9 protein-coding genes are annotated in these 24,886 nt (G+C 73.2%); 3 read left to right on the top strand and 6 right to left on the bottom strand.

Annotated features, from left to right (window positions below; all coding sequences use genetic code 11):
- Positions 1 to 145 precede the first annotated feature (145 nt).
- The gene (locus tag ACRAKI_RS24120; protein WP_447002790.1) at positions 146 to 1,312 is read right to left on the bottom strand and encodes a glycosyltransferase; all 1,167 of its coding nucleotides are present in this window, start codon (positions 1,310 to 1,312) and stop codon (positions 146 to 148) included.
- Between the two features lie 216 nt (positions 1,313 to 1,528).
- Between ACRAKI_RS24120 and ACRAKI_RS24115 the strand changes: the two genes are divergently transcribed.
- Positions 1,529 to 1,771, top strand: a complete 243-nt coding sequence (locus ACRAKI_RS24115; protein ID WP_447002789.1) for an acyl carrier protein — start codon at positions 1,529 to 1,531, stop codon at positions 1,769 to 1,771.
- Between the two features lie 22 nt (positions 1,772 to 1,793).
- Positions 1,794 to 2,285, top strand: a complete 492-nt coding sequence (locus ACRAKI_RS24110) for a metallophosphoesterase family protein (protein WP_447002788.1) — start codon at positions 1,794 to 1,796, stop codon at positions 2,283 to 2,285.
- Between the two features lie 25 nt (positions 2,286 to 2,310).
- Here ACRAKI_RS24110 and ACRAKI_RS24105 read toward each other — a convergent pair whose 3' ends face one another.
- Together ACRAKI_RS24105 and cmtR are read right to left on the bottom strand one after the other, a co-directional pair.
- Complete coding sequence (locus ACRAKI_RS24105; protein ID WP_447002787.1) at positions 2,311 to 3,003, bottom strand: cation transporter; 693 nt, start codon at positions 3,001 to 3,003, stop codon at positions 2,311 to 2,313.
- Positions 3,000 to 3,353: a Cd(II)/Pb(II)-sensing metalloregulatory transcriptional regulator CmtR gene (gene cmtR, locus ACRAKI_RS24100; RefSeq protein ID WP_447002786.1), complete on the bottom strand. Its 354-nt coding sequence runs from the start codon at positions 3,351 to 3,353 to the stop codon at positions 3,000 to 3,002. Before cmtR ends, ACRAKI_RS24105 begins: the two co-directional genes overlap by 4 nt.
- Before the next feature lie 80 nt (positions 3,354 to 3,433).
- On the opposite strand from cmtR, the gene chrA reads away from it, so the two are divergent.
- The gene (gene chrA / locus ACRAKI_RS24095) at positions 3,434 to 4,558 is read left to right on the top strand and encodes a chromate efflux transporter (protein WP_447002785.1); all 1,125 of its coding nucleotides are present in this window, start codon (positions 3,434 to 3,436) and stop codon (positions 4,556 to 4,558) included.
- Between the two features lie 66 nt (positions 4,559 to 4,624).
- Here chrA and ACRAKI_RS24090 read toward each other — a convergent pair whose 3' ends face one another.
- From ACRAKI_RS24090 to ACRAKI_RS24080, 3 genes are read right to left on the bottom strand one after another with little or no spacing between them, the layout of a single operon-like run.
- A complete protein-coding gene (locus ACRAKI_RS24090) occupies positions 4,625 to 4,816 on the bottom strand; it encodes an MbtH family protein (RefSeq protein WP_447002784.1) in 192 nt (63 codons plus the stop codon).
- Positions 4,813 to 6,027 (bottom strand): MFS transporter, encoded by a 1,215-nt coding sequence (locus ACRAKI_RS24085; RefSeq protein ID WP_447002783.1) that lies wholly within the window; start codon positions 6,025 to 6,027, stop codon positions 4,813 to 4,815. Before ACRAKI_RS24085 ends, ACRAKI_RS24090 begins: the two co-directional genes overlap by 4 nt.
- Positions 6,024 to 24,884 carry a non-ribosomal peptide synthase/polyketide synthase gene (locus ACRAKI_RS24080; protein WP_447002782.1) on the bottom strand — a complete coding sequence of 6,287 codons (18,861 nt, stop codon included), beginning with the start codon at positions 24,882 to 24,884 and terminating at the stop codon, positions 6,024 to 6,026. The genes ACRAKI_RS24085 and ACRAKI_RS24080 overlap by 4 nt, the downstream gene beginning before the upstream one ends.
- Between the last annotated feature and the right edge of the window lie 2 nt (positions 24,885 to 24,886).

Raw genomic sequence — 24,886 nt, 5'->3', positions numbered from 1 at the left:
GGCACCGGCCACCCGGCCGGCCGTGCCGAGGTGACCGGCGCTGACCGGTCCTGACCGAGGCGACCAGCACTGATCCGGTGTCCGGTGCTGGTCGCCGCTCGTCGGGGCCGGTCGACGCCGACCGGGGTGGTCGCCCCTGGGGTGGTCAGCCTTCCTGGGCCGATGCCTGGACGGGCTCCGGGAGGCCTGCCGCCTGGAGGTAGACGCGGACCGTCTCGGCGGCGATCCGTGCCGTGCTGTACCGGGCGTCGACGCGGTCGGCGGCGGCGATGCCGTACGCGTCGCGGCGGGCGTCGTCCGCCAACAGGGGGCGCAGCGCGCGGGCGAGCGCCTTGGGGTCGTTCGGTGGCACGAGCAGTCCGGTGACGCCGTCCACGACCGTGTCGGTCGCCGCGCCGACGGTCGCGGCCACCACCGGCACACCGCACGCCATGGTCTCCAGCGGCGCGACGCCGGTCGCCTCGTCCGGCCCGGCGCACACCACCACGTCGGCGGACCTCAACAGCGCGGGCATCGCCACTCGCGGCACCCGGCCGACCAGCCGCACCCGGTCACCGACCTCCTGGGCGCGGGCGTGCTCGCGCAGCCGGCGCACATGACCCGGCTTGCCGCCCACGACGACCAGCTCCGTGTCCCACACCGACCGCAGGGCGGTGATCACGTCCTCGGCGCCGGCGGCGGGAGCGACCAGCCGGTGCGGCGCCCGCCGGTTGAGCCGCGGCCCGTCCGGCTTGAACCGCTCGACGTCCACCCCCGGCGGCACCACGGCGATCCGCGTCCGCGGCACACCGAGCCGCACCAACTGCGCCTTCTCGTCCGTGCAGCAGGCCACGACCCGGCTCGCCTCCCGGCCGATCAGCCGTTCGGTGGACATCCGCGCCTCCGGCACGTCCTCGCCGTCGACCAGCGCGCCCAGCGAGTGGAACGTCTGCACCACCGGCACGTCGAGGCCGTTGGCGGCCAGCACCGACGCCACACCGGACGTCCAGTAGTGGGCGTGCACCACGTCCGGCGGGTCGGTCCGCCACTGGGTGCGCAGGAACCGGGTGAAGTCGTCCAGGTGGGGCAGTAGCTCGTCCGGGTGAAGCGGGGTCGGCGGCCCGGCCGGCACGTGGACGACGTCGAAACCCCCACGTGCGCGCACCACGTCGGGCGGTCTCACCGAATCACGCCGGGTGTGCACCACGACGTCGTGCCCGGACGCGGCCAGGGCCGTCGCCAGTTCGGCCACGTGGACGTCCTGGCCGCCCTCCTCGGCGTCGGCGAGCACGGGCAGCGGGCTCGCATGGGCGGAAACGACTGCGATTCTCATGGGTTCCTCCAGCCGCGGAAGCGGAAGTAGGCCGCGCCACGCCAGAGCCGCGTGACGCCGGATCAGGCTGTCGTCTCAACCCAACTTCGCACCGTACAAGCAACCCCGTGTCCCTGCCACTCAGCGCGACCTCGTCCGTGACGTGCGGTTGACGGGGCGACCGCCGGGTATGGAGTGGATGACCACCACCCGACCACCGACCACCGAGGAGGGGCCATGGCCACCGGAGAGACCGGTTTCGGCGACGTCACCTACGACCTCATCTCCGTCCAGTACCACGCGCTCAAGGCGGGTCACGACTATGGCCAGTACGTCCGGGACGCGGAGAACGCGGGCGAGCAGGAGATCGCCGAGTTCTTCCGGCAGGTGATGGCGGAGGACTCCGCGCGCGCCAAGCGGTGCCACGAGTTCCTGCGCGACTTGAGCGTCAGCGGCGACGCCGGCCCGTCCGCGACCTGAGCCGGGCGGGGCTGTCCGCGCCATGCGGGTCGTCGTGCTGTCGGACACCCACGCGCCCCGGCGGTGGAAGTCGTGTCCCCCGGAAGTGGCGAAGCAGCTGCGCGGGGCGGACGTCATCCTGCACGCCGGGGACGTCTGCGTGGCGCCAGTGCTGGACGAGCTGGCGCAGTACGCGCCGGTGACCGCCGTGTGCGGCAACAACGACGGCCCGGACGTGGTCGCCTGGGGCGCGCCGGAGACCGTCGAGCTGGACCTCGCCGGGCTGCGCGTGGCGATGATCCACGACAGCGGTCAGGCCACGGGCCGCACCGCGCGGATGCGCCGCCGGTTCCCCGGTGCCGACCTGGTCGTGTTCGGCCACTCCCACATCCCGATGGACGTCACCGGGGACGGCGTCCGCGTGTTCAACCCAGGCTCGCCCACCGACCGCCGTCGCCAGCCGCACGGCACGATCGGGCTGCTCGACATCGAGGACGGCGAGCTGCGCGCGGCCCGGATCGTGCCGGTGACCTAGGCCGGCGGCAGGCCATGGCGGCAGGTCAGCAGCAGTGGTCGCCGCGCCACGCTTCCCGGCCCTCCTTCACCGCGACGGCGGCGATGACCAGGGCGACGACCGGGTCGGCCCAGGACCAGCCGAACAGGGAGTTCAGCAGCAGGCCCACCAGCAGCACGCCGGACAGGTAGGTGCACAGCAGGGTCTGCTTGGAGTCCGCGACGGCGCTGGCCGAGCCGAGTTCACGGCCGGCGCGGCGTTGGGCGGTCGAGAGGATCGGCATGACGAGCAGCGACACCGCCGCCAGCACGATCCCGACCGTGGAGTGCTCGGCGGCCTGCGCGCCCAGCAGGGAGCGCACCGCCTCGACCGCGACGTAGGCGGCGAGCGCGAAGAACGACACCGCGATGACCCTCAACGCCGCCCGCTCGCGCGCCTCCGGGTCCTTGCCGGAGAACTGCCAGGCCACGGCCGTGGCCGAGGCGACCTCGATGACAGAGTCCAGGCCGAAGCCGATCAGCGCGGTGGACGAGGCGATGGTCCCGGCGGTGATCGCCACGATCGCCTCGACCACGTTGTAGGTGATCGTGGCGGCGACCAGCAGCCGCACCCGCCGGGTGAGCGCCGCCCGCCGCGGCGGGTCCGGTTTCGAGGTCCCGGCGGCCTTGCTCGCGCAGCAGCCGTCCGCGCACCCGTCCGAGGCCGGGGTCAGGTCGACCCGGCTGGGGTCGGTGCTCATCTGCCCGCCTCCGCCGTGGTCAGGGCCGGCTGCTCGTCGTCGAGGCACGGCTCGGAGGTGTCGACGGCGAGCACCACCTCGACCAGCTCGCCCAGCGCCCGTGCCAGGTGCGCGTCGGCCAGGGCGTAGCGGACCTTGCGGCCCTCGTAGGCGGCGACCACCAGGCCGCAGCCGCGCAGGCAGGACAGGTGGTTGGAGACGTTCGAGCGGGTCAGCCCGAGCTGGTCGGCGAGCTGGGCGGGGTAGCTGATCCCGTCCAGCAGGCCGACCAGGATGCGGCACCGGGTCGGGTCGGCCAGCGCTTTGCCCAACCGCGCCAGCGCGTTCTCGCGGGTCTCGCACTTCAGCATGACGCGAACCATACAGTCAGCGCTGTACTGAAGTCACGTGATCGTTCGACCGGGCAGGATGGGCCGGTGAGGATCGCACCATGACCCGGATCGGCCTGGCGACCGTCGCCCGCGAGTGGGGGCGGATCGGCTGCGTGGGGTTCGGCGGACCGCCCGCGCACATCGCGCTGCTGCGGGACCTGTGCGTCACCCGGCGCGGCTGGCTGACCGACCGCGAGTTCGAGGACGGCATCGCGGTGACGAACCTGCTGCCGGGACCGGCGTCGACGCAGCTCGCGATCCTGTGCGCGTGGCGGCTGCGGGGCCCGGCGGGAGCGCTGGTCGGCGGCGTGTGCTTCATCGTGCCGGGACTGCTGCTGATCCTCGCGCTGGCGGTGCTGTTCCTGGCCGACGACGCCCCGGCGTGGGTCACGGGTGCGGCGGCCGGCGCGGGCGCGGCGGTGCCGGCGGTGGCCGTGCACGCGGCGTGGGGGCTGATCCCCGGCAGTCGGCAGCGCATCGGCGCGGCGACCGCGGCACGTGTCCGGTGGGTGCTGTACCTGGTGGCCGGTGGGGTCGCGGCGGCGGTGACGGGTCCGTGGCTGGTGCTGGTACTCATCGCCGCCGGGCTGGTGGAGATCGCGGTGCGGACGCCGTCCGGCCGGCACGCCGCGTGGCCCGTGGTCGTCGCGCTGCCGGCGGTCGGGGGAGGGCTGGGCGCGCTGGCGTGGGTGTCGGCCAAGGTCGGTGCCCTGTCCTACGGCGGCGGGTTCGTCATCATCCCGCTGATGCGGGAGGACGCCGTGCACACGTACGGGTGGATGTCCGACGCGCAGTTCCTCAACGCGGTGGCGCTCGGTCAGATCACCCCGGGACCGGTGGTGCAGACCGTCGCGGTGGTCGGGTACGCCGCCGCCGGGCTCGGTGGCGGCCTGCTGGCCGCGTTCGTCGCCTTCGCGCCGTCGTTCGTGATGGTCATCGCGGGCGGCCCCAGGCTGGAACGGCTGCGCGACAACGACAAGGCCCAGGCGTTCCTGACCGGCGCGGGCGCTGCCGCCATCGGTGCGATCGCCGGCTCGACGTTGCCGCTGGCCTGGTCGCTGGACCGGCCGTGGCAGTTCGTCCTGCTCGGCCTCGCCGCGCTGTGGCTGCTCGTGCTGCGCCGGGGCGTGGTGACGGCGCTGGTGGCCTGCGGCGCCATCGGCGCGGTGGTCGCGCTGTTCTGAGCGGACCGCACGGCCCACGGACCGCACGGCCCACAGGCAGGATGCCCGTGGGCCTGCGGCACCGGCTCAGTCCATCGCGGCGCGCAACGAGGCGGGGCGCATGTCGGTCCACACCTCGTCCACGTGGGCCGAGCACTCGTCCTTCGTGCCCTTGGTGCCCTCGAACCGCCACCCGGCGGGCACGTCCTGGTGCGCCGGCCACAGCGAGTACTGGCCTTCGTCGTTCACGAGCACCTGGTAAGCGATGTCGTCCCTCATGCCTTCTCCTCCTGTACTTTCCCGTACTCACGCAGAGTCGGGTTGACCGTGACGAATACCGTGACCAGCGAAATCCCCACCGCGCACACCACCACGGCGGTTCGGGCGGACAGCGCCTCGGTCAGCGCGCCGCCCAGCAGGGGCCCGATGGCCCCGGCGGTCCCGACGACGACCCCCATCACCCCGCTCAGCCGTCCCCGCAGCTCGTCCGGGGTGAGGAGCATCTGGTGGGTGCTGATGGTGGTGTTGGCCGTCGGGGCGAGGAACGCCATCAGCGCGAACAGCACCCCGATCAGGTAGGCCGACTCGACCAGCAACGCGCAGGGGACGAGCACCGACAGCGCCCAGAACACCGACGCGATCGACCGGTGCGGCCCGAGCACGCGGTGCAGGAACGGGGCGGCCAGCGCACCGAGCACACCGCCGACGCCGAGCATCGCCGCCATCACGCCGATCGCGCCGGCCGACGCGCCCCGGTCCTTCACCAGCACGATGACGACCAGGAAGAACGCGGTGAAGAACAGGTTGAGCACCACCGCGCACAGCGCCGTCACCCGGATCTCCCGCCGGCCCCACACCCACCGCAGCCCCTGGCCGATCGACCGCAGCAGGTGCGGGTGCGACTCGACCGGCGGGGACGACGGCACCCGCAGGAACAGCAGGGCCACGAACGCCACCACGTGCGTGACCATGTCCACCAGGAACGGCAGCCACCGCGTCACGGCGAACAGCACACCGCCCAGCGCCGTCCCCGACATCTGCCCCAACGACGACCGCGCGCTGTTCAGCGCCACGGCGGTCGCCAGCTGGGACTCCGGCACGAGCCGGGGCAGGCACGCGTCCTCCGCCGGCTCGAACAGCGCCCGGCACACGCCCAGCACCGCCGCCACCGCCATGATGTGCGCGATCGTGGCGGCGTCGAACCACAACGCCGCCACCAGCCCGCCCAGGGTGAGCACCTGGACCGCCTCGCACCACAGCATGATCCGGCGGCGGTCCCACCGGTCCACCAGCGCCCCGGCGGGCAGCCCCACGAGCAGCTGCGCCGTGGCGTCCACGGTCAGCACGAGGCCGGACAGCACCGGCGACTCGGTCATGATCAGCACCAGCAGCGGCAGCGCCAGCATCGAGGCGCTGAACCCCACCTCGGCCAGCGCCTGACCGCCCCACAACAGCGTGTAGTTCCGATTGCGGGCCAACGACGTGGTCATGCCGCACCCCGGCAATCCGCGGCGATGGCGCGCAGCGCGTCGGCGAAGTCGGCGACCAGGACCTCGACCTCCTCGGCGTTGATCCCCCCGGCGTTGATCCCCCCGGTGCCGATCCCCCCGGTGGAATTCACCGACGGGCGGTAGTACCAGGTGAAGGCCAGCGTCCGGCCGGCCTCGCCGACCACGTCGATCGCGTGGTCGGCGATGTCCGACGGGTCGTGGTCCTGCCCGACGGACGGCAGCGCCGACCGGTACAGCCCGGTCGACTCGGCCGAACCGCCGTCGAACTGGCCCAGGTAGTTGAACGACACCGCGGGCCGCCCGGCGTCGGGCACCAGGCCGTGCCGGCGCAACGCCCCGTAGCCGAACCCGTTCCCCGGCACGGCCCGCAACTGCCGCCGCACCGCCTTCACCCGGTCCCGCCAGGTCCCGTCGCGCCAGGTCCCGTCCGGCAGGTCCAGCGCCACCGGGAACATGGTGGTGAACCAGCCGACGGTCCGCGAGAGGTCCACGTCCAGCACGTCCTCCCGCCCGTGGCCCTCCAGGTCCACCGCGACCCGCGACGACCCGGTCCACCGGGACAACGCCCACGCCAACGCGGTCAGCAGCACGTCGTTGATCCGGGTCCGGTACGCGGCAGGCGCACCGCGCAACAACGCCTCCGTGTCCTCCTCCGACAACTCCACGGAGACGGCCTCCGCCGCGCCCTCGGGTGTGGGCGACGGCGGGAACGGCTTGCTCCAGTGCTCGATCTCGTCGTCCAACCCGCCGCCGAGCACGTGGGCCTCCAACTGCCGCGCCCACTCCTGGTACGACGTCGTCTTCGCGCCCAGGTCACCGCCCCGGTACGCGATCTCCAGGTCGTCCAGCAGGATCCGCCACGACACCCCGTCCACCACCAGGTGGTGCGCGACCAGCAGCAGCACCGGCGGCGCCGTCCCGGGAGCGCCGGCACGGAACAGCACGGCCCGGAACAGCGGACCGGACGCCAGGTCGAACGAGGAGTGCACCTCGTCCGCGATGGCTTCCATCTCCGACATCCCCTCGACGACGGTCAGCACGTCGACGTCGCGCACGTCGTCGTTGTGCTGCCGCCACACGCCGTCGACCGACGTGAAGCGCAGCCGCAACGCGTCGTGGTGCACCACCAGCGCGCCCAACGCCCGCCGCAACGCCGCCACGTCCACCGCCGGGTCCAGCTCCACCATGTGCGACTGGTTGAAGTGGTGCGGGTTGCGCCGCCCCGAGTGCAGGAACCAGTGCTGGATCGGCGTCAACGGCACGTCGCCCACCACCGGCGCCGAGTCGGCCGCCGACACGACCTCCACCGCCACGTGCGGCGCCAGGGAGGCGATGGTCTGGTGCGTGAACAGGTCCCGCGTGGCGAACCGGTACCCGGCCTGCCGCGACCTCGCCACCACCTGCATGCTCAGGATCGAGTCACCGCCGAGCGAGAAGAAGTTGTCCTCCACCCCGACGCGCGGCACGCCGAGCACGGCCGCCCACACCGCCGCCAACGCCTCCTCCACCGGCCCGGACGGCGCGACGTGCTCGCCGCCGGCCAGCGCCGAGAAGTCCGGCTCGGGCAGCCGTGCCCGGTCGACCTTGCCGTTCGAGCTGATGGGCAACGCGTCCACCGGCACGAACAGCGACGGCACCAGGTAGTCCGGCAGCGAGTCGCCCAGGAACTCCCGGACCTCGGCCACCTCGCCCACCACGTACGCGACGAGGCGCTTGTGGCCCCGGGCGTCGGCCCGCGCCACCACGACCGCCTCGCGCACGGCCGGGTGCCGCAGCAACGCCGCCTCGACCTCGCCCAGCTCGATCCGGAACCCGCGGATCTTCACCTGCTCGTCGGACCGCCCGACGAACTCCAGCACCCCGGAGGCGTTCCACCGCACCACGTCACCCGTGCGGTACATCCGCGACCCGGGCGGCCCGAACGGGTTCGCCACGAACCGCGACGCGGTCAGGCCAGGTCGGTCCAGGTAGCCGCGCGCCAGCCCGACGCCCGACACGTGCAGCTCGCCGGCCACACCGACCGGGACGGGCTGCAACGCGCTGTCGAGCACGTGCACCGAGGTTCCCGGGATCGGCCGTCCGATCGGCGGCACACCGCCGGGTTCCAGCGGCTCGCTCCACGACGTCACCACCGTGGACTCGGTCGGGCCGTAGGCGTTGATCATCCGCCGGCCGGGGGCCCACCGCCGCACCAGCTCCGCCGAGCACGCGTCACCGCCCACGACCAGCGTGCGCAACGTCGGCAGCGCCGCGTCCGGCACGGTCGCCAGCGCCACCGGCGGGATCAACGCGTGGGTCACCCCGAACGCGTCGACCACCTCGGCCAGCTGGTCGCCGAGCAGCGGCCCCGGCGGTGGCACGACCAGCGCCGCACCCGCCGGCAACGACAGGCACAGCTCCAGCACCGACGCGTCGAAGCTGGGCGAGGAGAACTCCAGCACCCGGTCGCCCGGCGACACCCGCAAGTGCGCGATCTCGGCCGCCGAGAACGTGGCCAGACCGGCGTGCGTCACCACGACGCCCTTGGGCCGCCCGGTCGACCCGGACGTGTAGATCACGTACGCCGCGTGCTCCGGCCGCACGACCACACCGGGATCGGTGTCGGGCTGCCCGGACACGTCGACCGGGCCGTCCAGCACGAGCAGCGGCCGGGCGTCGGCCAGCATGAACGAGATCCGCTCCGCCGGGTACTCCGGGTCGACCGGCAGGAACGCGGCGCCGGTCTTCAACACCGCCAGCTCGGCCACCACGAGGTCGACCGAGCGGGGCAGCCGCAGCGCGACGACCCGCTCCGGACCGGCGCCGAGCCCGATCAGGTGGTGCGCCACCCTGTTCGCCCGCGCGTTCAGCTCCGCGTACGTCACGTCCACCGCACCCGTCAGCGCCAACGCGTCCGGCGTCCGCGCCACCTGCGCCCCGACCAGCTCCACGAACCCCGGACCACTGATCGCCGGACCCGTCGAACCCCACGCCTCCAACGACTTCCGCTCGTCGTCGGGCAGCACCGGCAGCGACCACAGCGGACGGTCGGCGTCCGCCGCGATCCCGGCCAGCAGCACGCCCAGGTGCTCGACCAGCCGCCCGATCGTGCCCGCGTCGAACAGGTCGGTGTTGTACTCGACCGACCCGTGCAGCCCGCCGTCGTCCTCCTCGGCGAACTCCACCGTCACGTCGAACCCGGTGCTGACCACCGGCTGCTCGACGTCGTCCGCCTCCAGGCCCGGGAAACCGGTGGCCTGCGGCGCGTTCTGCAGCGCCACGACGGTCTGGAACAACGGCGTGCGACTGGTGTCGCGGTCCGGCTGCACCGCGTCCACGACCCGTTCGAACGGCACCTCCTGGTGCGCGAACGCGTCCAGCACCGTGTTCCGCGTCCGGGCCAGGAACTCCGGGAACGTCGCCGAGGGCTCGATCCGCGTCCGCAACGTCACCGTGTTGACGAAGAACCCGATCAGGTCCTGCGTCTCCGGCCGGTCCCGCCCCGACGCCACCGTGCCCACCGCGAAGTCGTCCTGCCCGGACCACCGGTGGAACAGCACCTGGCAGGCCGCCACCAACGCCATGAACAACGTGCCGTCCACGGCCCGTGCCAGCTCGCGCAAACGATTGGCGACCGCCGCGGGGACCACGAACCCGGTCTGCGCGCCCGACGTCGTCTGCACCGGCGGCCGTGGCCGGTCGGTCGGCAGCTCCAGCGCGGGCACGTCCGCCAGCTGCGCGCGCCAGTAGTCCAGCTGCGCGTCCAGCGGCCGTTCCCGCTGCCAGGCCGCGAAATCGCCGTAGCGGATGGGCAGCGGCGGCAGCTCCTCACCGCCGTACAGCGCGGTCAGGTCGGCCATCAGCACCCCGCCGGACCAGCCGTCGGTGACGATGTGGTGCATGGTCAGCGCCAGCACGTGGTCGTCCGGCCCGAGGCGCACCAGCACCGGCCGGAACAACGGCCCCTCGGCCAGGTCGAACGGCTCCACCGCGGGCATCCCGTCGACCACCGGCAGCACGACGTCCGCCGGCGGGTGCACCACCGCCACCGGCAACCCGTCCACCGCCGGGAACGTGGTGCGCAGCGACTCGTGCCGCGCCACCAGCCCCGTCAGCGCCCGTTCCAGCCGGGGCACGTCCAGCGCGCCGCGCAGTCGCACGGCCAGCGGCGTCACGTACTCGGTCCCGCCGGGCGAGAACTGGTCGAGGAACCACAACCGCTGCTGGGCGAACGACAGCGGCACGTCGCCTTCGACCCGGGGGATCACCGTGACGTCGGCGGTCGACCCGGACAGCCGGGCCGCGAGCGCCGCCACGGTCGGGTGGTCGAACAGGTCGCGCGGCGAGACGTCGTAGGACGACCGCAGCCGCGACACCACCCGGATGCTGGAGATCGAGTCGCCGCCGAGGGTGAAGAAGTTGTCCTCGGCGCCCACCGCGTCCAGCCCCAGCACGTCGGCCCACACGTCGGCGACCAGTCGTTCGGCGTCGGTGCGCGGCGCGACGAACCCTCCCGCCGTCGACGCCTCCCGCTCCGGCGCGGGCAGCGCGGCCCGGTCCAGCTTGCCGCTGGTGTTGAGCGGCAACCGGTCCAGCGCCACGTACGCGGTCGGCACCATGTGCTCCGGCAACGACCGCCCGGCGTGGTCACGCAGGTCGGCCGCGTCCACCGGGCAGGCGGGCACGTAGTAGGCGACCAGGCGGTTCTCCCGCAGGACGACCGCGACCTGGGCCACGGCGTCGTGCGCGGCCAGCACGGCCTCGACCTCGCCCAGCTCGATCCGGAAGCCGCGCAGCTTCACCTGCTGGTCGGCCCGGCCCAGGAAGACCACCTGGCCGTCGTCACGGATGCGGGCCAGGTCGCCGGTGCGGTACATCCGTTCGCCGGGCGCGCCGAACGGGTCGGCCAGGAACCGCTGTGCGGTCAGGCCCGGTCGGTTCAGGTAGCCCCGTGCCAGGCCGAGGCCCGCGATGTACAGCTCTCCGGTGACGCCGGGCGGGACGGGCTTGAGCGCGTCGTCCAGTACGCGGATCGAGGTGCCGGGGATGGGTCGTCCGATCGGGGGTGTGCCGTCGGGTTCGAGCGGGTCGCTCCACGTGGTGACGACGGTGGATTCCGTGGGGCCGTAGGCGTTGATCATCCGTCGGTCGGGTGCCCACCGGCGCACGAGTTCGGCCGAGGTGGCGTCGCCGCCGACGACGAGGGTGCGCAGGGTCGGGAGTTCGGTGTGGGGGAGGGTGCCGAGGGCGGCCGGGGGGATCAGGGCGTGGGTGATGGCGAAGTCGGTGATGAACGCGGCGAGCTGTTCGCCGAGCAGTGGGCCGGGTGGTGGCACGACGAGGGTGGCTCCGGCGGGCAGGGTCATGCACAGTTCCAGCACCGAGGCGTCGAAGCTGGGTGAGGAGAACTGGAGGACGCGGTCGTCGGGTGACACGGCGAAGTGTGCGATCTCGGCGGTGGAGAAGGTGGCCAGACCGGTGTGGGTCACGATCACGCCCTTGGGGCGGCCGGTCGAGCCGGAGGTGTAGATCACGTAGGCGGCGTTCTCGTGCCGCAGCGGGACGTCCGGTGCGTGGGCGGGCAGGCCGGACAGGTCCGGGAGGGCGTCCAGGACGAGCGCTGCCCCGGAATCGGCGATCATGTACGCGATGCGGTCCGCCGGGTAGGAGGCGTCGACGGGCAGGTAGGCCGCGCCCGCCTTGAGCACGCCCAGGATCGAGACGACGAGGTCCGGCGACCGCGGGATCGTCAGCGCCACCACCGACTCCGGCCCGACACCGGTCCCGATCAGGTGGTGCGCCAGCCGGTTCGCGCGTTCGTCCAGCTCCCGGTACGTCAACCGGGTGCCGTCACCGATCACGGCGACCGCGTCCGGTGTGCGTGCGGCCTGTGCGGCGACCAGCGACGGGATGGTGTCCTCGACCGCGGACGCCGGGCCACGCCACGACGTCAGCACCCGGTCCAGGTCCGCGTCGGACAGCCACGGCAGTTCGGACAACCGCCGGTCCGGGTCGGCGCCGATCCCGTCCAGCAGCCGGCTCAACCGGTCGGCGAGCGTGGTCACGGTGGAGGCGTCGAAGAGCCTCGGGTCGTAGGTCAGCTCCACGTGCAGGGAGTCGTCCACGTGCACGGCCGCGGTGAGCGGGAACGTGGTGTTGTCCGTACCGCTCGCCTCGCCGACCCGCGGCCCGTCGTCGGGGGTGTCCTTGTCCACGGGGAAGTTCTCGAACGCCAGCAGGCTGTCGAACAGGCGGGTGCCGGTGCCCGACCCGGTCTTGGCGAAACCCTGCAGCTGCGCCAAGGACATGTGCTCGAACTGCCGGGACTCGGACTGCGCCTCCTGCAGCCGCCGCAACCAGTCGACCAAGTGCGCTCCAGGGTCCACGGACACCCTGGTGGGCACGGTGTTGATGAACATGCCGACCATCGACTCCACGCCGGGCAGCTCGGCCGGGCGGCCGGAGACCGTGCTGCCGAACACCACGTCCCGCTGACCGGAGGTGCGGGCCAGCAGCAGCGCCCACGCGCCCTGGATCAGGGTGTTCACCGTGAGGCCGTGGGTGCGGGCGACGACGTCCAGCCGTTCGGCGGGCAGGTCGAGCACCACCTGGGCGGACGACTCGGCCCGGTGCGCCTCGGCCGGTGCCCGGTCGAACGGCAGGGGAGTGGGCGTCTCGAACCCGGCCAGCACGCCGCGCCAGTGCGCCTCGGCGGCGGTCTGGTCCAGCTCGGCGAGCCAGGCCAGGTAGTCGCGGAACGGCCGCCGGACGGGCGCCGCGCCGCCGGCGCACTCGTTCAGCACCTCGCCGAACACCTGCGCCGTGCTCCAGCCGTCCAGCAGCACGTGGTGCGACGTCCACAGCAGGTCGACCTCGGAGTCGGAGACCCGCCCGATCGTCAACCGCATCAACGGCGCCGCGGTCAGGTCGAAGCCGGCGGCGGCGTCCGCCGCGACCAGTTCCTCCGTGACGGGGGCGTAGGTCACCGGCACGGTCACGCCGCGCCGCACGACCTGCACCGGCTCGTCCAGGCCCTCCCACACCACGTCTGAACGCAGGATCGGTGTGCGGTCGACGACCCGCTGCCACGCCTGGGCCAGCCGTTCCGGGTCCACGTCGGACAGCCGAACGCGCAGTTGGTTGACGTAGGCCGTGCCGTCGTCCACCAGGTTGTGGAACAACATGCCGGCCTGCAACGGCGTGAGCGGGTAGATGTCCTCGACGTCCCGGTCGGCGATCCGGTCGACCTGCTCGGCGGTGAGGGTCGCCAGCGGGAAGTCGGACGGCGTGCGGCCCCAGGCCTCGGGTCGGGCGCAGAACGCCGCGATCCCGCGCAGGGCGTCCGCCATCCGGTCGGCCATGGCGCGCACGTCGGCCTCGTCGTGGGCGTCGGTGGAGTACTCCCAGTCCACCACGAGCTCGCCCGCCGACACGGCGGCGTTGATGTCCAGCAGGTGCGGGCGGACCGAGTCGTCCGGCACCTCGCTGCCGCGGTCGGCCTCGGCCTCCGACGACCCGGCCGCTCCACCGTCCCACTGGCCCAGGTAGTTGAAGCACACGCGGGGCAGCGGGCCGGTCAGGCCGCGGCCGTGGTACTTGAGGGCTTCATAGCTCAGGCCCCTGTCGGGAACGGCCCGCAACTGCTCCTTCACCGACTTGAGCGAGGCTCCCCAGTCGCCGTCGGGAAGTTCGAGCGCCACCGGGAACTGCGCGGTGAACCAGCCGACCGTGCGGGACAGGTCCACGCCCTCGAACAGCTCCTCGCGGCCGTGGCCCTCCAGCGCGATCAGCGCCCGTCCGCCGAACGCCGACGTGAGCGCGGTCAGCAGCACGTCGTTGACCTGGGTCCGGTAGGCGTCCGGGACGGCGTGCAGCAGCGCGTCCGTCTCGGCTCGGTTCAACCTCACCGACACGCTCCGCGCGGTGGCGGCCGTCGTCGGCACGGGTTCCTCCACCGGCACGGCGGCCCAGTGCGGCAGGGCGTGGTCGAACCGGCCGTCCAGCACGTGCCGGTCGAGCCTGCGCGCCCAGTCGGTGAACGCCGTGCTCCTCGGACCGAGGTCGCCGCCGGACAGCACGGTGTCCAGGTCCGCCAGCAGGATCCGCCACGACACCGCGTCGACCACCAGGTGGTGCGCGGTGAGGAACAGCCTGCCGTCGGCGAACAGCACCGCGCGCACCAGCGGACCGCGCCTCAGGTCGAGGCCCACCCGGGCCAGTGCGGCCTCGGCGGCGAGGTCGGCGGTGGCGGCGATGTGGAGCACGTCGGACTCGTCGTCCGCCACCTCCTGCTGCCAGACGCCGTCCACCTGGCGGAACCGCAGCCGCAACGCGTCGTGGTGGGCGACCACGGCGCGCACGGCGGCGCGCACCGCGTCGGGCTCGACGTCACCCAGCTCCACCACCGCCGACATGGTGAAGTGCGCCAACGGGCCCTGTTCGGCGAAGAACCAGCGCTGGATCGGGGTGAGGGGCGCCTGGCCGGAGGAATCGGGCCCGGTCACGGCCTGGTGGGTCGGCCCGGTGGTCTCGGTGACGGCGAGCGCGAGGTCCGCGATCGTCTGGCGCAGGAAGACGTCCTTGGACGTCAGCTTCAGCCCGGCCTGCCTGGCCCGGGACACGACCTGCATGCTCAGGATCGAGTCGCCGCCGAGCGCGAAGAAGTTGTCCCGCGCGCCCACCCGTTCGACACCCAGCACATCGGCCCAGATGTCGGCGAGCGTGGCCGGGACACCCGGCTCGGGAGCGACGTAGCCGGCTTCGGTGAACGTCGGCGCGGGCAGCGCCTTCCGGTCCACCTTGCCGCTCGGCGTCATCGGCAGCGCGTCCAGCGCCACGAACGCGGACGGCACCAGGTAGTCCGGCAGCCGCTGCTTGAGCCAGCCGGCCAGGTCGGTGGCCGTGCCCGCGGTGTAGGCCACGAGCCGCTGGTGACCGTTGTGCTCGCGCGCCACCACCGCGGCCTGCGTCACGTCCGGGTGGTGCAGGAGCGCCGTCTCGACCTCGCCGAGCTCGACGCGGAAGCCGCGGATCTTCACCTGGTCGTCGTTGCGGCCCAGGTACTCGATCTGGTCGCCGACCCACCGCACCTTGTCGCCCGTGCGGTACATGCGGGCGCCTGGCTCGCCGAACGGGTCGGCCAGGAACCGCTGCGCGGTCAGGCCGGGCCGGTCGTGGTAGCCGCGGGCCACCTGCGCGCCGCCGAGGAACAGCTCACCCGGCACGCCCACCGGCACCGGGCGCAGGCCCTCGTCCAGCACGTGGGCGACGAGGTTGGTCAGCGGGCGGCCGATCAGCGCGCGGTCCCCCGTGACGGTGGTGGACACCGAGTCCACCGCCACCTCGGTCGGGCCGTAGTAGTTGTGCGCGGTGGCGCTCGACGCGGCGAGCGTCCGCCACAGCGACTCCGGCAGCGCCTCGCCGCCCAGCATCACGTGCTTCGGCGCGTGGTCGCCGTCGAGCAGCCCGGAGGGGAGCAGCTGCTGGACGTACGACGGCGTCAGGTCGAGGAGGTCGATCCGCTGTTCGCGCACGTACTCGACCAGCACCTCCGGCTCCAGCCGGACGTCGTCGGCGAGCACGTGCAGCTCGTGGCCGGCGGCCATGAACAGCATGCCCTCCCACGAGGTGTCGAACGAGAACACGGCCGTCAGGGCGACCCGCATGCGCTCGTCGGTGAACGCCCGGTGGTGGTTGTGCATCAGGTTCGTGAGCTGCCGGTGCTCGACCACGACGCCCTTCGGCACACCGGTCGAGCCGGACGTGTAGATCACGTACGCGGCCTGGTCCGGCCGCACCTCGACGTCCGGCGGGGTGTCCGGGCAGCCGGAGAGGTCCGGCACCACGTCGAGCACGAGCGCCGGCCGGGCGTCGCGGAGCAGGAGGTCGATCCGCTCTCGCGGCAGGTCCCGGTCGACCGGCAGGTACACCGCGCCGGCCTTGTGCACGGCGAGGATCGCCACCACGGAGTCGGCCGATCGCGGCAACGACACCGCGACCATCCGCTCCGGGCCCGCGCCGTTGGCCAGCAGGTGGTGCGCGAGCCGGTTGGCCCGCGCGTCGGCCTCGGCGAACGTGAGGCGGGTGTCGCCGCACACCAGCGCGCCGGCGTCGGGCGTGCGCCGCGCCTGCTCCTCGAACACCTCGGCGAAAGTGGTGTCGGGGACTTCCAGCCGCACGCCGCGGCCGTCCGGCTCGTCGCCGAGCAGCATCGGCAACTCGCCCAACGGGCGGTCCGGCGCGGCGGTGACGCCCTCCAGCAGCGCCAGCAGGTGCCGCGCCATCCGGTCGATCGTGTCCGCGTCGAACAGGTCGGTGCTGTACTCGACCGCGCCGCGCAGTTCGCCGTCGGCCTCGCCGAACTCGAACGTGACGTCGCACGTCGAGGTCAGCAGCGGCAACCGGACCTGCTCGACATGGAGCCCGTTCAGCTCGGGCATCCCGGTGTCGAAGTTCTCCATCAGCACCATGACGTCGAACAACGCGTTGCGGCTCGGGTCGCGGTCCGGGCGGACCGCCTCCACCACCCGCTCGAACGGCACGTCCTGGTGCGCGAAACCGCCCCGGACGGTGGTCCGCACGTCGGCCAGGAACTCGGTGAACGAGCGCCGCAGGTCCACCGAGGACCGCAGCACCACGGTGTTCACGAACAGGCCGACCACGTCGTCCAGCTCGGCCCGCCCGCGCCCGGACACCGCCGTGCCGACCGCGATGTCGTCCTGTCCGGTGTACCGCGCCAGCAGCACCTTCGTGGCCGCCAGCAGGGCGGTGAACAGGGTGTCGCCGCGGTCGGCGGCCAGCGCCTTCACGGCCTTCGCGACCGGCGCGGGCACGGTGAACTCGTGCATCGCGCCCGCCGTGCCGCGCACCGCCGCGCGCGGCCGGTCGGTCGGCAGCTCCAGCGGCGGCACACCGGTCAGGCGCTCGGCCCAGTAGTCGACCGCGGGTTCCGGCAACCAGGCCGTGTAGTCCACGTACTGCACGGCCGGCGGCGGCAGCTCTTCGCCCGCGTACAAGGCCCCGAGGTCGCGCGCCAGCACACCGCTCGACCAGCCGTCCGTGATGATGTGGTGCAGCGTCAGCACGAGCACGTGCTCCTCGGGCGTTACCCGGACCAGCCGGGTCCGGAACAGCGGACCCTCACGCAGGTCGAACGGGGTGCTGACCTCCTCCAGCAGCACCTCGTCCCACGACCCGTGCTCGACCGTCAGCAGGACGTCGTGAGGCTCGTGCACGATCTGCACACCGTCGTCGAACGTCGTGCGCAGCGACTCGTGCCGCGCCACCAGACCGTCGAGGGCGCGTCCCAGCGCGACCAGGTCCAGCGGCCCGTGCAGGCGCAACGCGGTCGGCGTGACGTACTCGGTGCTGCCCGGCTCGAACTGGTCCAGGAACCACAGCCGCCGCTGGGCGGGCGACTGGTCGACCGTGACGTGGGTGAAAGGAGGGTGGACGCCACCACGCGGGATCACCGGGATGGCGTCCACCTCCACCTTGCCGGAGCCCGCCGCCACGAGGATGGCAGCGGCGAGCCCGGACACCGTGGGGTGCTCGAACACCGCGCGCGGCGACAGCTGCACGCCGAACGCCGCGCGCAACCGCGAGGTCACGCGGATGCTGAGGATCGAGTCACCGCCGAGGCGGAAGAAGTCGTCCGTCGCGCCGACCCGGTCCAGGCCGAGCACGTCGGCCAGCACCTCGGCGACGACGCGTTCGGCGTCGGTGCGCGGTGCGACGAAGTCGCCGGCGGTCAGGTCGGGTTCCGGCAGCGCCCGCCGGTCGAGCTTCCCGCTGGGGGACACGGGGAACTCGTCCAGCACCACGACCGCCGACGGCACCAGGTAGTCCGGCAGCGTCCGGGACAGCGCGTCGCGCGGGTCGGTCTCCGGCGTGCCGGTCACGTACCCGATCAACCGGTTCCCGCGGACCACCACGGCCGACTGGAGCACGCCGGGCACGTCCGCCAGCGCCGCTTCGACCTCGCCGGGCTCGATCCGGAAGCCCCGGAGCTTGACCTGGTCGTCGGTCCGCCCCAGGTACTCCAGCACACCGTCGACCCACCGCACGCGGTCGCCGGTGCGGTACATCCGGGCTCCGCCGGCAGAACCGGACCCGGCGGCGAGCGGGTCCGCGCCGAACGGGTCGGCTACGAACCGCTGCGCGGTCAACCCCGGCCGGTCCAGGTAGCCGCGCGCCACCTGGGCGCCGCCCAGGAACAGCTCGCCGGGCACGCCGGGCGGCACCGGCCGCAGGTCGGCGTCCAGCACGTACGCCGTGAGGTTGGGCAGCGGACGGCCGATCACCGGTCGCTCGCCGGCGATCAGCGTGCCCACCGAGTCGACCGTGACCTCGGTCGGCCCGTAGTAGTTGACGCCCTCGACGGCCGACTCGGCGATCTGCCGCCACAGCGCGGCGTCCACCGCCTCGCCGCCGATCATGACGCGGCGCAACCCGGACTCCAGCAGCCCTGCCTGCACGAGCTGCCGCGCGTAGGACGGGGTGACGTCGACCATCCCGATGCCGTGCCGCTCCAGGTACCCGACCAGCGCGGCGGGGTCGAGCCGCAGCTCGTCGTCGATGACGTGCAGCTCGTTGCCGGCGGCCAGGAACAGCAGGCCTTCCCACGACGTGTCGAACGAGAACGTGGCGGTGACGGCGAACCGGGTCGGCTCGTGCATCTTCAGGTCTTCGTTGTTGGCGTAGTACAGGTTCGCCAACTGCCGGTGCTCCACCACCACGCCCTTGGGCGTGCCGGTCGAGCCGGACGTGTAGATCAGGTAGGCGGCGTGCTCCGGGCGCAGCCCGACCCCTGGCGCGGTGTCGGGCTGTCCGGTCAGGTCGGGCATCGCGTCCAGCACCAACGCCGGGTCGGCGTCGCGCAGGAGGAACTCGATGCGCTCGGCGGGCAGCCGCGGGTCGATCGGCAGGTACACCGCCCCGGCCTTGAACACCGCGAGCACGGCCACGATCGAGTCCGCCGAGCGCGGCAGCATCACCGCGACCGTCCGTTCGGGGCCGGCCCCGTGCGCCGCCAAGTGGTGCGCCAGCCGGTTCGCGCGCGCGTCCAGCTCGGCGAACGTCAGCGAGGTCTCCCGGAACACCAGCGCGGACGCGTCCGGCGTCCGGCGGACCTGCTCGGCGAACACCTCCGGGTACAGCGCGGACGGCATGTCGCGCGTGGTCCGGTTCCACTCCACCAGGACCTGGTGCCGCTCGGCGTCCGACAGCCACGGCAGGTCCGCGATCCTCGCCGACGGGTCGGCCGCGATCGCCTCCACCAGCGCCCGCAGCCACCCGGCCAGCCGTTCGGCCGTCGTGGCGTCGAACAGCTCGGGGTCGTAGGCCAGGTCGATGTTCAGGCGGTCGGTGAGGGACGCGCTCAGCGTCAACGGCAGGGTCGTGTTGTCGACGCCCTCCACCTCGACCACGCGCGGCCCGTCGCCGTCCGGGTCGTACGGGTAGTTCTCGAACACCACCACGCTGTCGAACAGCCGGACACCGGTGCCCGACTCGATCCTGGCCCAGGACTGGATCTCGGACAGGGACGTGTGCTCGAACCGCCGTGATTCGCTCTGCGCGGTCTGGAACTCGCGCAGCCAGGTGCCCACCTCGGCGGCGCCGTCCACGACCGCCCTGGTCGGCACGGTGTTGATCAGCATGCCGACCATGGACTCGACGCCCGCCAGCTCGGCCGGGCGACCGGACACCGTGCTGCCGAACACCACGTCGTCCTCACCGGACGCACGGGCCAGCAGCAGGGCCCACGCGCCCTGCACGACCGTGTTCACGGTCAGGCCCGCGCGCTGCACGGCGTCACCCGGGTCCAGCGAGAACCGCACCGACTCGGACGCCTCCGACCGGTGCGCCCGGGTGGGCGTGCGGTCGTACGGCAGCGGCGTCGGTCCGTCCACATCGGACAGCACCGTGCGCCAGTGCGCCTCGGCGGAGGCCTGGTCCTGCTCCGCGAACCACTCCAGGTAGTCCCGGAACGGCCGCCGCGCGGGCAACCGGGCCGGGGTGCCGGTGGTGATCGCGCGGTACTGCTCCAGCACCTCGCCGAAGACCTGCGCCGTGCTCCAGCCGTCCAGGATCACGTGGTGCGACGACCACACCAGCTCCACCCGGTCACCGCCGAGCGGCGTCACGTCGACCCGCAGCAGCGGCGCGACACCCAGGTCGAACGGCGCGTCCACCGGCCCGGCGGGCAGCTCCACGTGCCGGTGCACGACCTGCACCGGCTCGGCCACGCCCTCCCAGACCACGCTGGACCGCAGCACCGGCGTCCGGTCGACCACCCGCTGCCACGCCTGCCGCAACGCCGCCGGATCGCCGACGCCGTCGAGCACCAGCCGCATCCGGTCCACGTACGCGCCGGGTTCGACCAGGCTGTGGAACACCATGCCCGCCTGGAGCGGCGTGAGCGGGTAGACGTCCTCCACGTCCGGTCCCGCGAGGGCGTCGACCTGCTCCTGGGTGAGGCGCGCGAGCGGGAAGTCGGACGGCGTGCGCCCACCGACACCCGGCTGCGCGCAGTGCGCCACGATCTCCCGCAGCCCGTCGAGGGTCCGCTCGGCCAGCCGCCGCACGGTCTCCTCGTCGTGCACGCTCTCGGAGAACTGCCAGCTCAGCTCCAGCTCGCCGCGCTCGATCAGCCCGGTCACGTCCAGCAGGTGGCTGCGCGTCTCCCGGGGCGCCAGGTCCTCGCCGACCTCGTCCCGGCGGGCCCGGTAGAAGCCGCCGCCGTCCGCCACGTCGAACCGACCGTGGTAGTTGAACGACACCTGCGGCAGCGGCCCGCCGCCCGCCCGGCCGACGTCGAGGGCGCCGAAGCTCAAGCCCCGGTGCGGCACCGCGCGCAGCGACTCCTTGACCGACTTCAGCGTGCGGTCCCAGTCGTCGGTCACCTCCAGCACCACCGGGAACTGCGTGGTGAACCAGCCGATCGTGCGGGTCAGGTCGGTGCCGGGCACCAACTCCTCACGGCCGTGGCCCTCCAGCGTCACGCCCACCGCGTCCCGACCGGTCCACTCCGCCAACGCGCGCCCCAACGCGCTCAGCAGCACGTCGTTGACCTGCGTCCGGTACACCGGCGGCACGGCGGTCAGCAGCGCGTCCGTCGTCGCGCGGTCCAGCCGCACCGACACCAGGCGCGCCGACGCGGCCGTGTTCGCGCCCTCCCTGTCCACCGGCAGCGCCTCGGGTTCCGGCAGCGAGCGCCAGTGCTCGCGGGCGCCGTCCAGCGCGCCGGACCGCACGTGCTCGTCGAGCAGGTGCGCCCACTGCGTGAACGACGTGCCGACCGGCTCCAGCGGGGTGCCCAGGTAGGCCTGTTCCAGGTCGCCCATCAGGATGCGCCACGAGACCCCGTCCATGACGAGGTGGTGCACGGTCAGCAGCAGTTCGGGCCGCTCGCCCGGGAAGAACACCGCCCGCAGCAACGGGCCGTCCTCCAGGTCCAGGCTGCGCTGCGCTTCCCGCGTGGTGGTCTCCACGTCCGTGCCCAGCCGGAACACGTCGACCCCGGTGTCCACGACCTCCTGGACCCACTGCCCGCCGACCTGGCGGAACCGCGTCCGCAGCGCGTCGTGGTGCTCGACCACCTTGCGCACGGCGTCCCGCAGCAGGGCGTCGTCCACGCCGGGCTCCAGCTCGACCAGCAGCGACATGGTGTAGTGCCGCAACGGCCCGTGCTCGGCGAAGAACCACCGCTGGATCGGGGTGAGCGGCGCCGGCCCGGTGAACAGGCGCTCGGGCTCGGCCGCCTTGGCCTCCGACACCACCAGCGCCAGCTCGGCGATGGTCTGGTGCCGGAACACGTCGCGCGAGGTCAGGTGCAGCCCGGCCTGCCGGGCGCGGGACACCAGCTGGATGGACAGGATCGAATCGCCGCCCACCGCGAAGAAGTTGTCCTCCACGCCGATCCGGTCCGCGCCCAGCACCTCGGCCCAGATCCGGGACAGCTCGGCCTCGACCGGTGTGCGCGGCGCGACGAACTCGCCGTCGCCGATCGCCTGCGGCGCGGGCAGCGCGGACTTGTCCAGCTTCCCGTTGGCGGTCAGCGGGAGGTGGTCCAGCTCGACGAACGCCGACGGCACCGAGTACTCCGGCAGCGACCGCCGCAGGTGTTCCCGCAGGTCCGCCTGGCCGGTCGTGACGACGTACCCGACCAGCCTGGTGTGCTCGTTCTCCGTGCGCGCGACCACGGCGGCTTCCCGCACGGCCGGGTGGCTCAGCAGCGCGGCCTCGACCTCCCCGGGCTCGATCCGGAAACCGCGGATCTTGACCTGCTCGTCGGTCCGGCCCAGGTATTCGAGGACGTGCCGCCCCGGCGCGCCCTCGGCGTCGCCGACGTCGATCCACCGCACCTTGTCGCCCGTGCGGTACATCCGGGAGCCGGGCTCGCCGTACGGGTCGGCGAGGAAGCGGTCCGCCGTCAGGCCGGGCCGGTAGAGGTAGCCGCGGGCCACCTGGGGCCCCGCGATGAACAGCTCGCCGGGCACGCCGATCGGCAACGGCCGCAGGTCCTCGTCCAGCACCCGCGCGGTGAGGTTGGCCAGCGGGTGGCCGATGACCGGGCGCGTGCCCGTGATCCGGCACGACACCGCGTCCACCGTGACCTCGGTGGGGCCGTAGAAGTTGTACGCGGCGACGCCGGACTCCGCCAGCTCCTGCCAGAGCGCCGTGCCCAGGGCCTCGCCGCCGAGCATCAGCACACTGGGCCGCCGCTCGCCGTCGAGCAGACCGGCCGGGAGGAGCTGCCGCAGGTAGGACGGGGTGAGGTCGAGGAAGTCGATCCGGTGCTCCCGCACGTACCGCACCAGCTCGGTCGGCTCCAGCCGCACGTCGTCGGTGAGCACGTGCAGCTCGTGGCCGTTGGCCATGAGCAGCGGGCCTTCCCACGACGTGTCGAAGGAGAAGACGGCGGACAGGGCGACCCGCATGTGCTCGCCCGCGAACTCGTCGCGGTGGTTGCGCACCAGGTTGGCCAGCTGTCTGTGCTCCACGACGACCCCCTTGGGCCTGCCGGTGGAGCCGGAGGTGTAGATCACGTACGCCGCGTGGTCGAGCCGCGGCCGCGTCGCCGGGTCGGTCTCGGGCAGGCCCGAGGTGTCGATCGGCGCATCGATCACGCGCACCGCGCGGGAGTCCTCCAGCAGGTACTGCCTGCGGGCGTCGGGCAGCCCCGGGTCCACGGGCAGGTAGACCGCGCCGGCCTTGAGGATGCCCAGGATGCCGATCACCGGCTCGACACCGCGCGGCAGCGACAGCGCGACGACCTGCTCGGGCTCGACACCCTCGTCCAGCAGGTGGTGGGCAAGCCGGTTGGCCCGCGCGTTCACCTCGGCGAAGGTGAGCCGGGTGTCCTCGCACACCAGCGCCGTGGCGTCGGGCGTGCGGCGGGCCTGCTCCGCGAACAGGTCCGGGAACGTGGCGGCCGGGACGTCGAGGTCGCGACCCTCGCCCGCCGGCTCGTCGCCCAGCAGCAGCGACAGCTCGGCCATCGGCCGGTGCGGGTCGGCGGTGATGCCCTCCAGCAGCACCAGCAGGTGGCGGGTCATCCGGTCGATCGTGGCCGCGTCGAACAGCTCGGTGCTGTACTCGACCACGCCGTCGATGCCGTCGCCGCTCTGGGTGAAGTCGATGCTCAGGTCGAAGTTCGCCCACTCGCGGGTGAGCGGGTGCTCCTCCACCCGCAGGCCGGGCAGCTCCGGCAGCGCGCGGGAAGCGTTCTGCAGCACCACCATCACGTCGAACAGCGGCGTCCGGCTCGGGTCGCGGGTCGCGCCCACCGCCTCCACCACCCGGTCGAACGGCACGTCGCCGTGGTCGAACGCGTCCAGCGCGGTGCGGTTGACCTGGGCCAGGAACTCGGCGAACGACCGGGACGTGTCCACGGTGTCCCGCAGCACGACGGTGCCGACGAGGAAGCCGACGAGCTCGGCCAGCTCCGGCCGTTCGCGCCCGTTGGTGACCGTGCCGATCGCGATGTCGTCCTGCCCGGAGTAGCGGGCCAGCAGCAGCTTGCACGCGGCCGTGAGCGTGGTGAACAGCGTGGTCTCGTTGACCCGGGCCAGCTCGGCCAGGTCCCCGGCGAGCCGGGTGGGGAGCGAGAACTCGTGCGTGGCGCCCGCGGACGTGCGCTCCGCCGGGCGGGGCCGGTCCGTGGGCAGCTCCAGCGGCACGACGCCCGCGAGCCGGTCGACCCAGAAGCCGGTGTCCACCGGCCGGGCCCGCTGCCACACGGCGTAGTCGGCGTACTGGAGGGTCGGCGGGGCCGGGGTCTCGCCGCGGTAGAGCGCGGCCAGCTCGTCCAGCAGCAGGCCGAGCGACCAGCCGTCCACCACGATGTGGTGCGACGTCAGCAGCAGCACGTGCACGTCCTCGGACCCGGTGGACGCGGCCGGCCGGAACAGCGAGGCCCGGAACAACGGCCCCCGCCGCAGGTCGAACGGCCGGTCCAGCTCCGCTTGCAGGTCGTCGACGGGTGTCACGTCGAAGTCGACGTCGTCGTGCACCACCTGCACCGGCCGGCCGTCGACCTGGTCGAACGTGGTGCGCAGCGACTCGTGCCGGGCGACCAGCCCGCGCAGCGCCGCGGTCAGCCGGGGCAGGTCGAGCGAACCGGTGAGCCGCAACGCCATCGCGCTGGTGTACTCGGTGCTCTCCGGCTGGAACTCGGCGAGGAACCACAGCCGCTGCTGGCCCGCCGACAGGGGCAGCGGTTCGTCCCGCGGCGCGGGCTGGATCACGTCGGCGCGCGGCGGCCGGCTCGCCGCCTTGCCCGCGAGCCGGGCACGGAGGAGTTCGCGCACGTGCTCCGGCAACGCGGAGATGCGGTCGTGCTTGGAGGTAGTCATGG

This window comes from Saccharothrix isguenensis, from assembly GCF_052936305.1.
The sequence above is the reverse complement of the archived record's forward strand: the minus strand, read 5'-3'. Positions and strand labels throughout refer to the sequence as shown.

Bases quoted from the DNA above. Each gene is read 5' to 3' on its own strand.
- ACRAKI_RS24120 (WP_447002790.1), bottom strand. From the start codon at position 1,312: ATGAGAATCGCAGTCGTTTCCGCCCATGCGAGCCCGCTGCCCGTGCTC.
- ACRAKI_RS24105 (WP_447002787.1), bottom strand. From the start codon at position 3,003: ATGAGCACCGACCCCAGCCGGGTCGACCTGACCCCGGCCTCGGACGGG.
- cmtR (WP_447002786.1), bottom strand. From the start codon at position 3,353: ATGCTGAAGTGCGAGACCCGCGAGAACGCGCTGGCGCGGTTGGGCAAA.
- ACRAKI_RS24085 (WP_447002783.1), bottom strand. From the start codon at position 6,027: ATGACCACGTCGTTGGCCCGCAATCGGAACTACACGCTGTTGTGGGGC.
- ACRAKI_RS24090 (WP_447002784.1), bottom strand. From the start codon at position 4,816: ATGAGGGACGACATCGCTTACCAGGTGCTCGTGAACGACGAAGGCCAG.
- ACRAKI_RS24115 (WP_447002789.1), top strand. From the start codon at position 1,529: ATGGCCACCGGAGAGACCGGTTTCGGCGACGTCACCTACGACCTCATC.
- ACRAKI_RS24110 (WP_447002788.1), top strand. From the start codon at position 1,794: ATGCGGGTCGTCGTGCTGTCGGACACCCACGCGCCCCGGCGGTGGAAG.
- chrA (WP_447002785.1), top strand. From the start codon at position 3,434: ATGACCCGGATCGGCCTGGCGACCGTCGCCCGCGAGTGGGGGCGGATC.
- ACRAKI_RS24080 (WP_447002782.1), bottom strand. From the start codon at position 24,884: ATGACTACCTCCAAGCACGACCGCATCTCCGCGTTGCCGGAGCACGTG.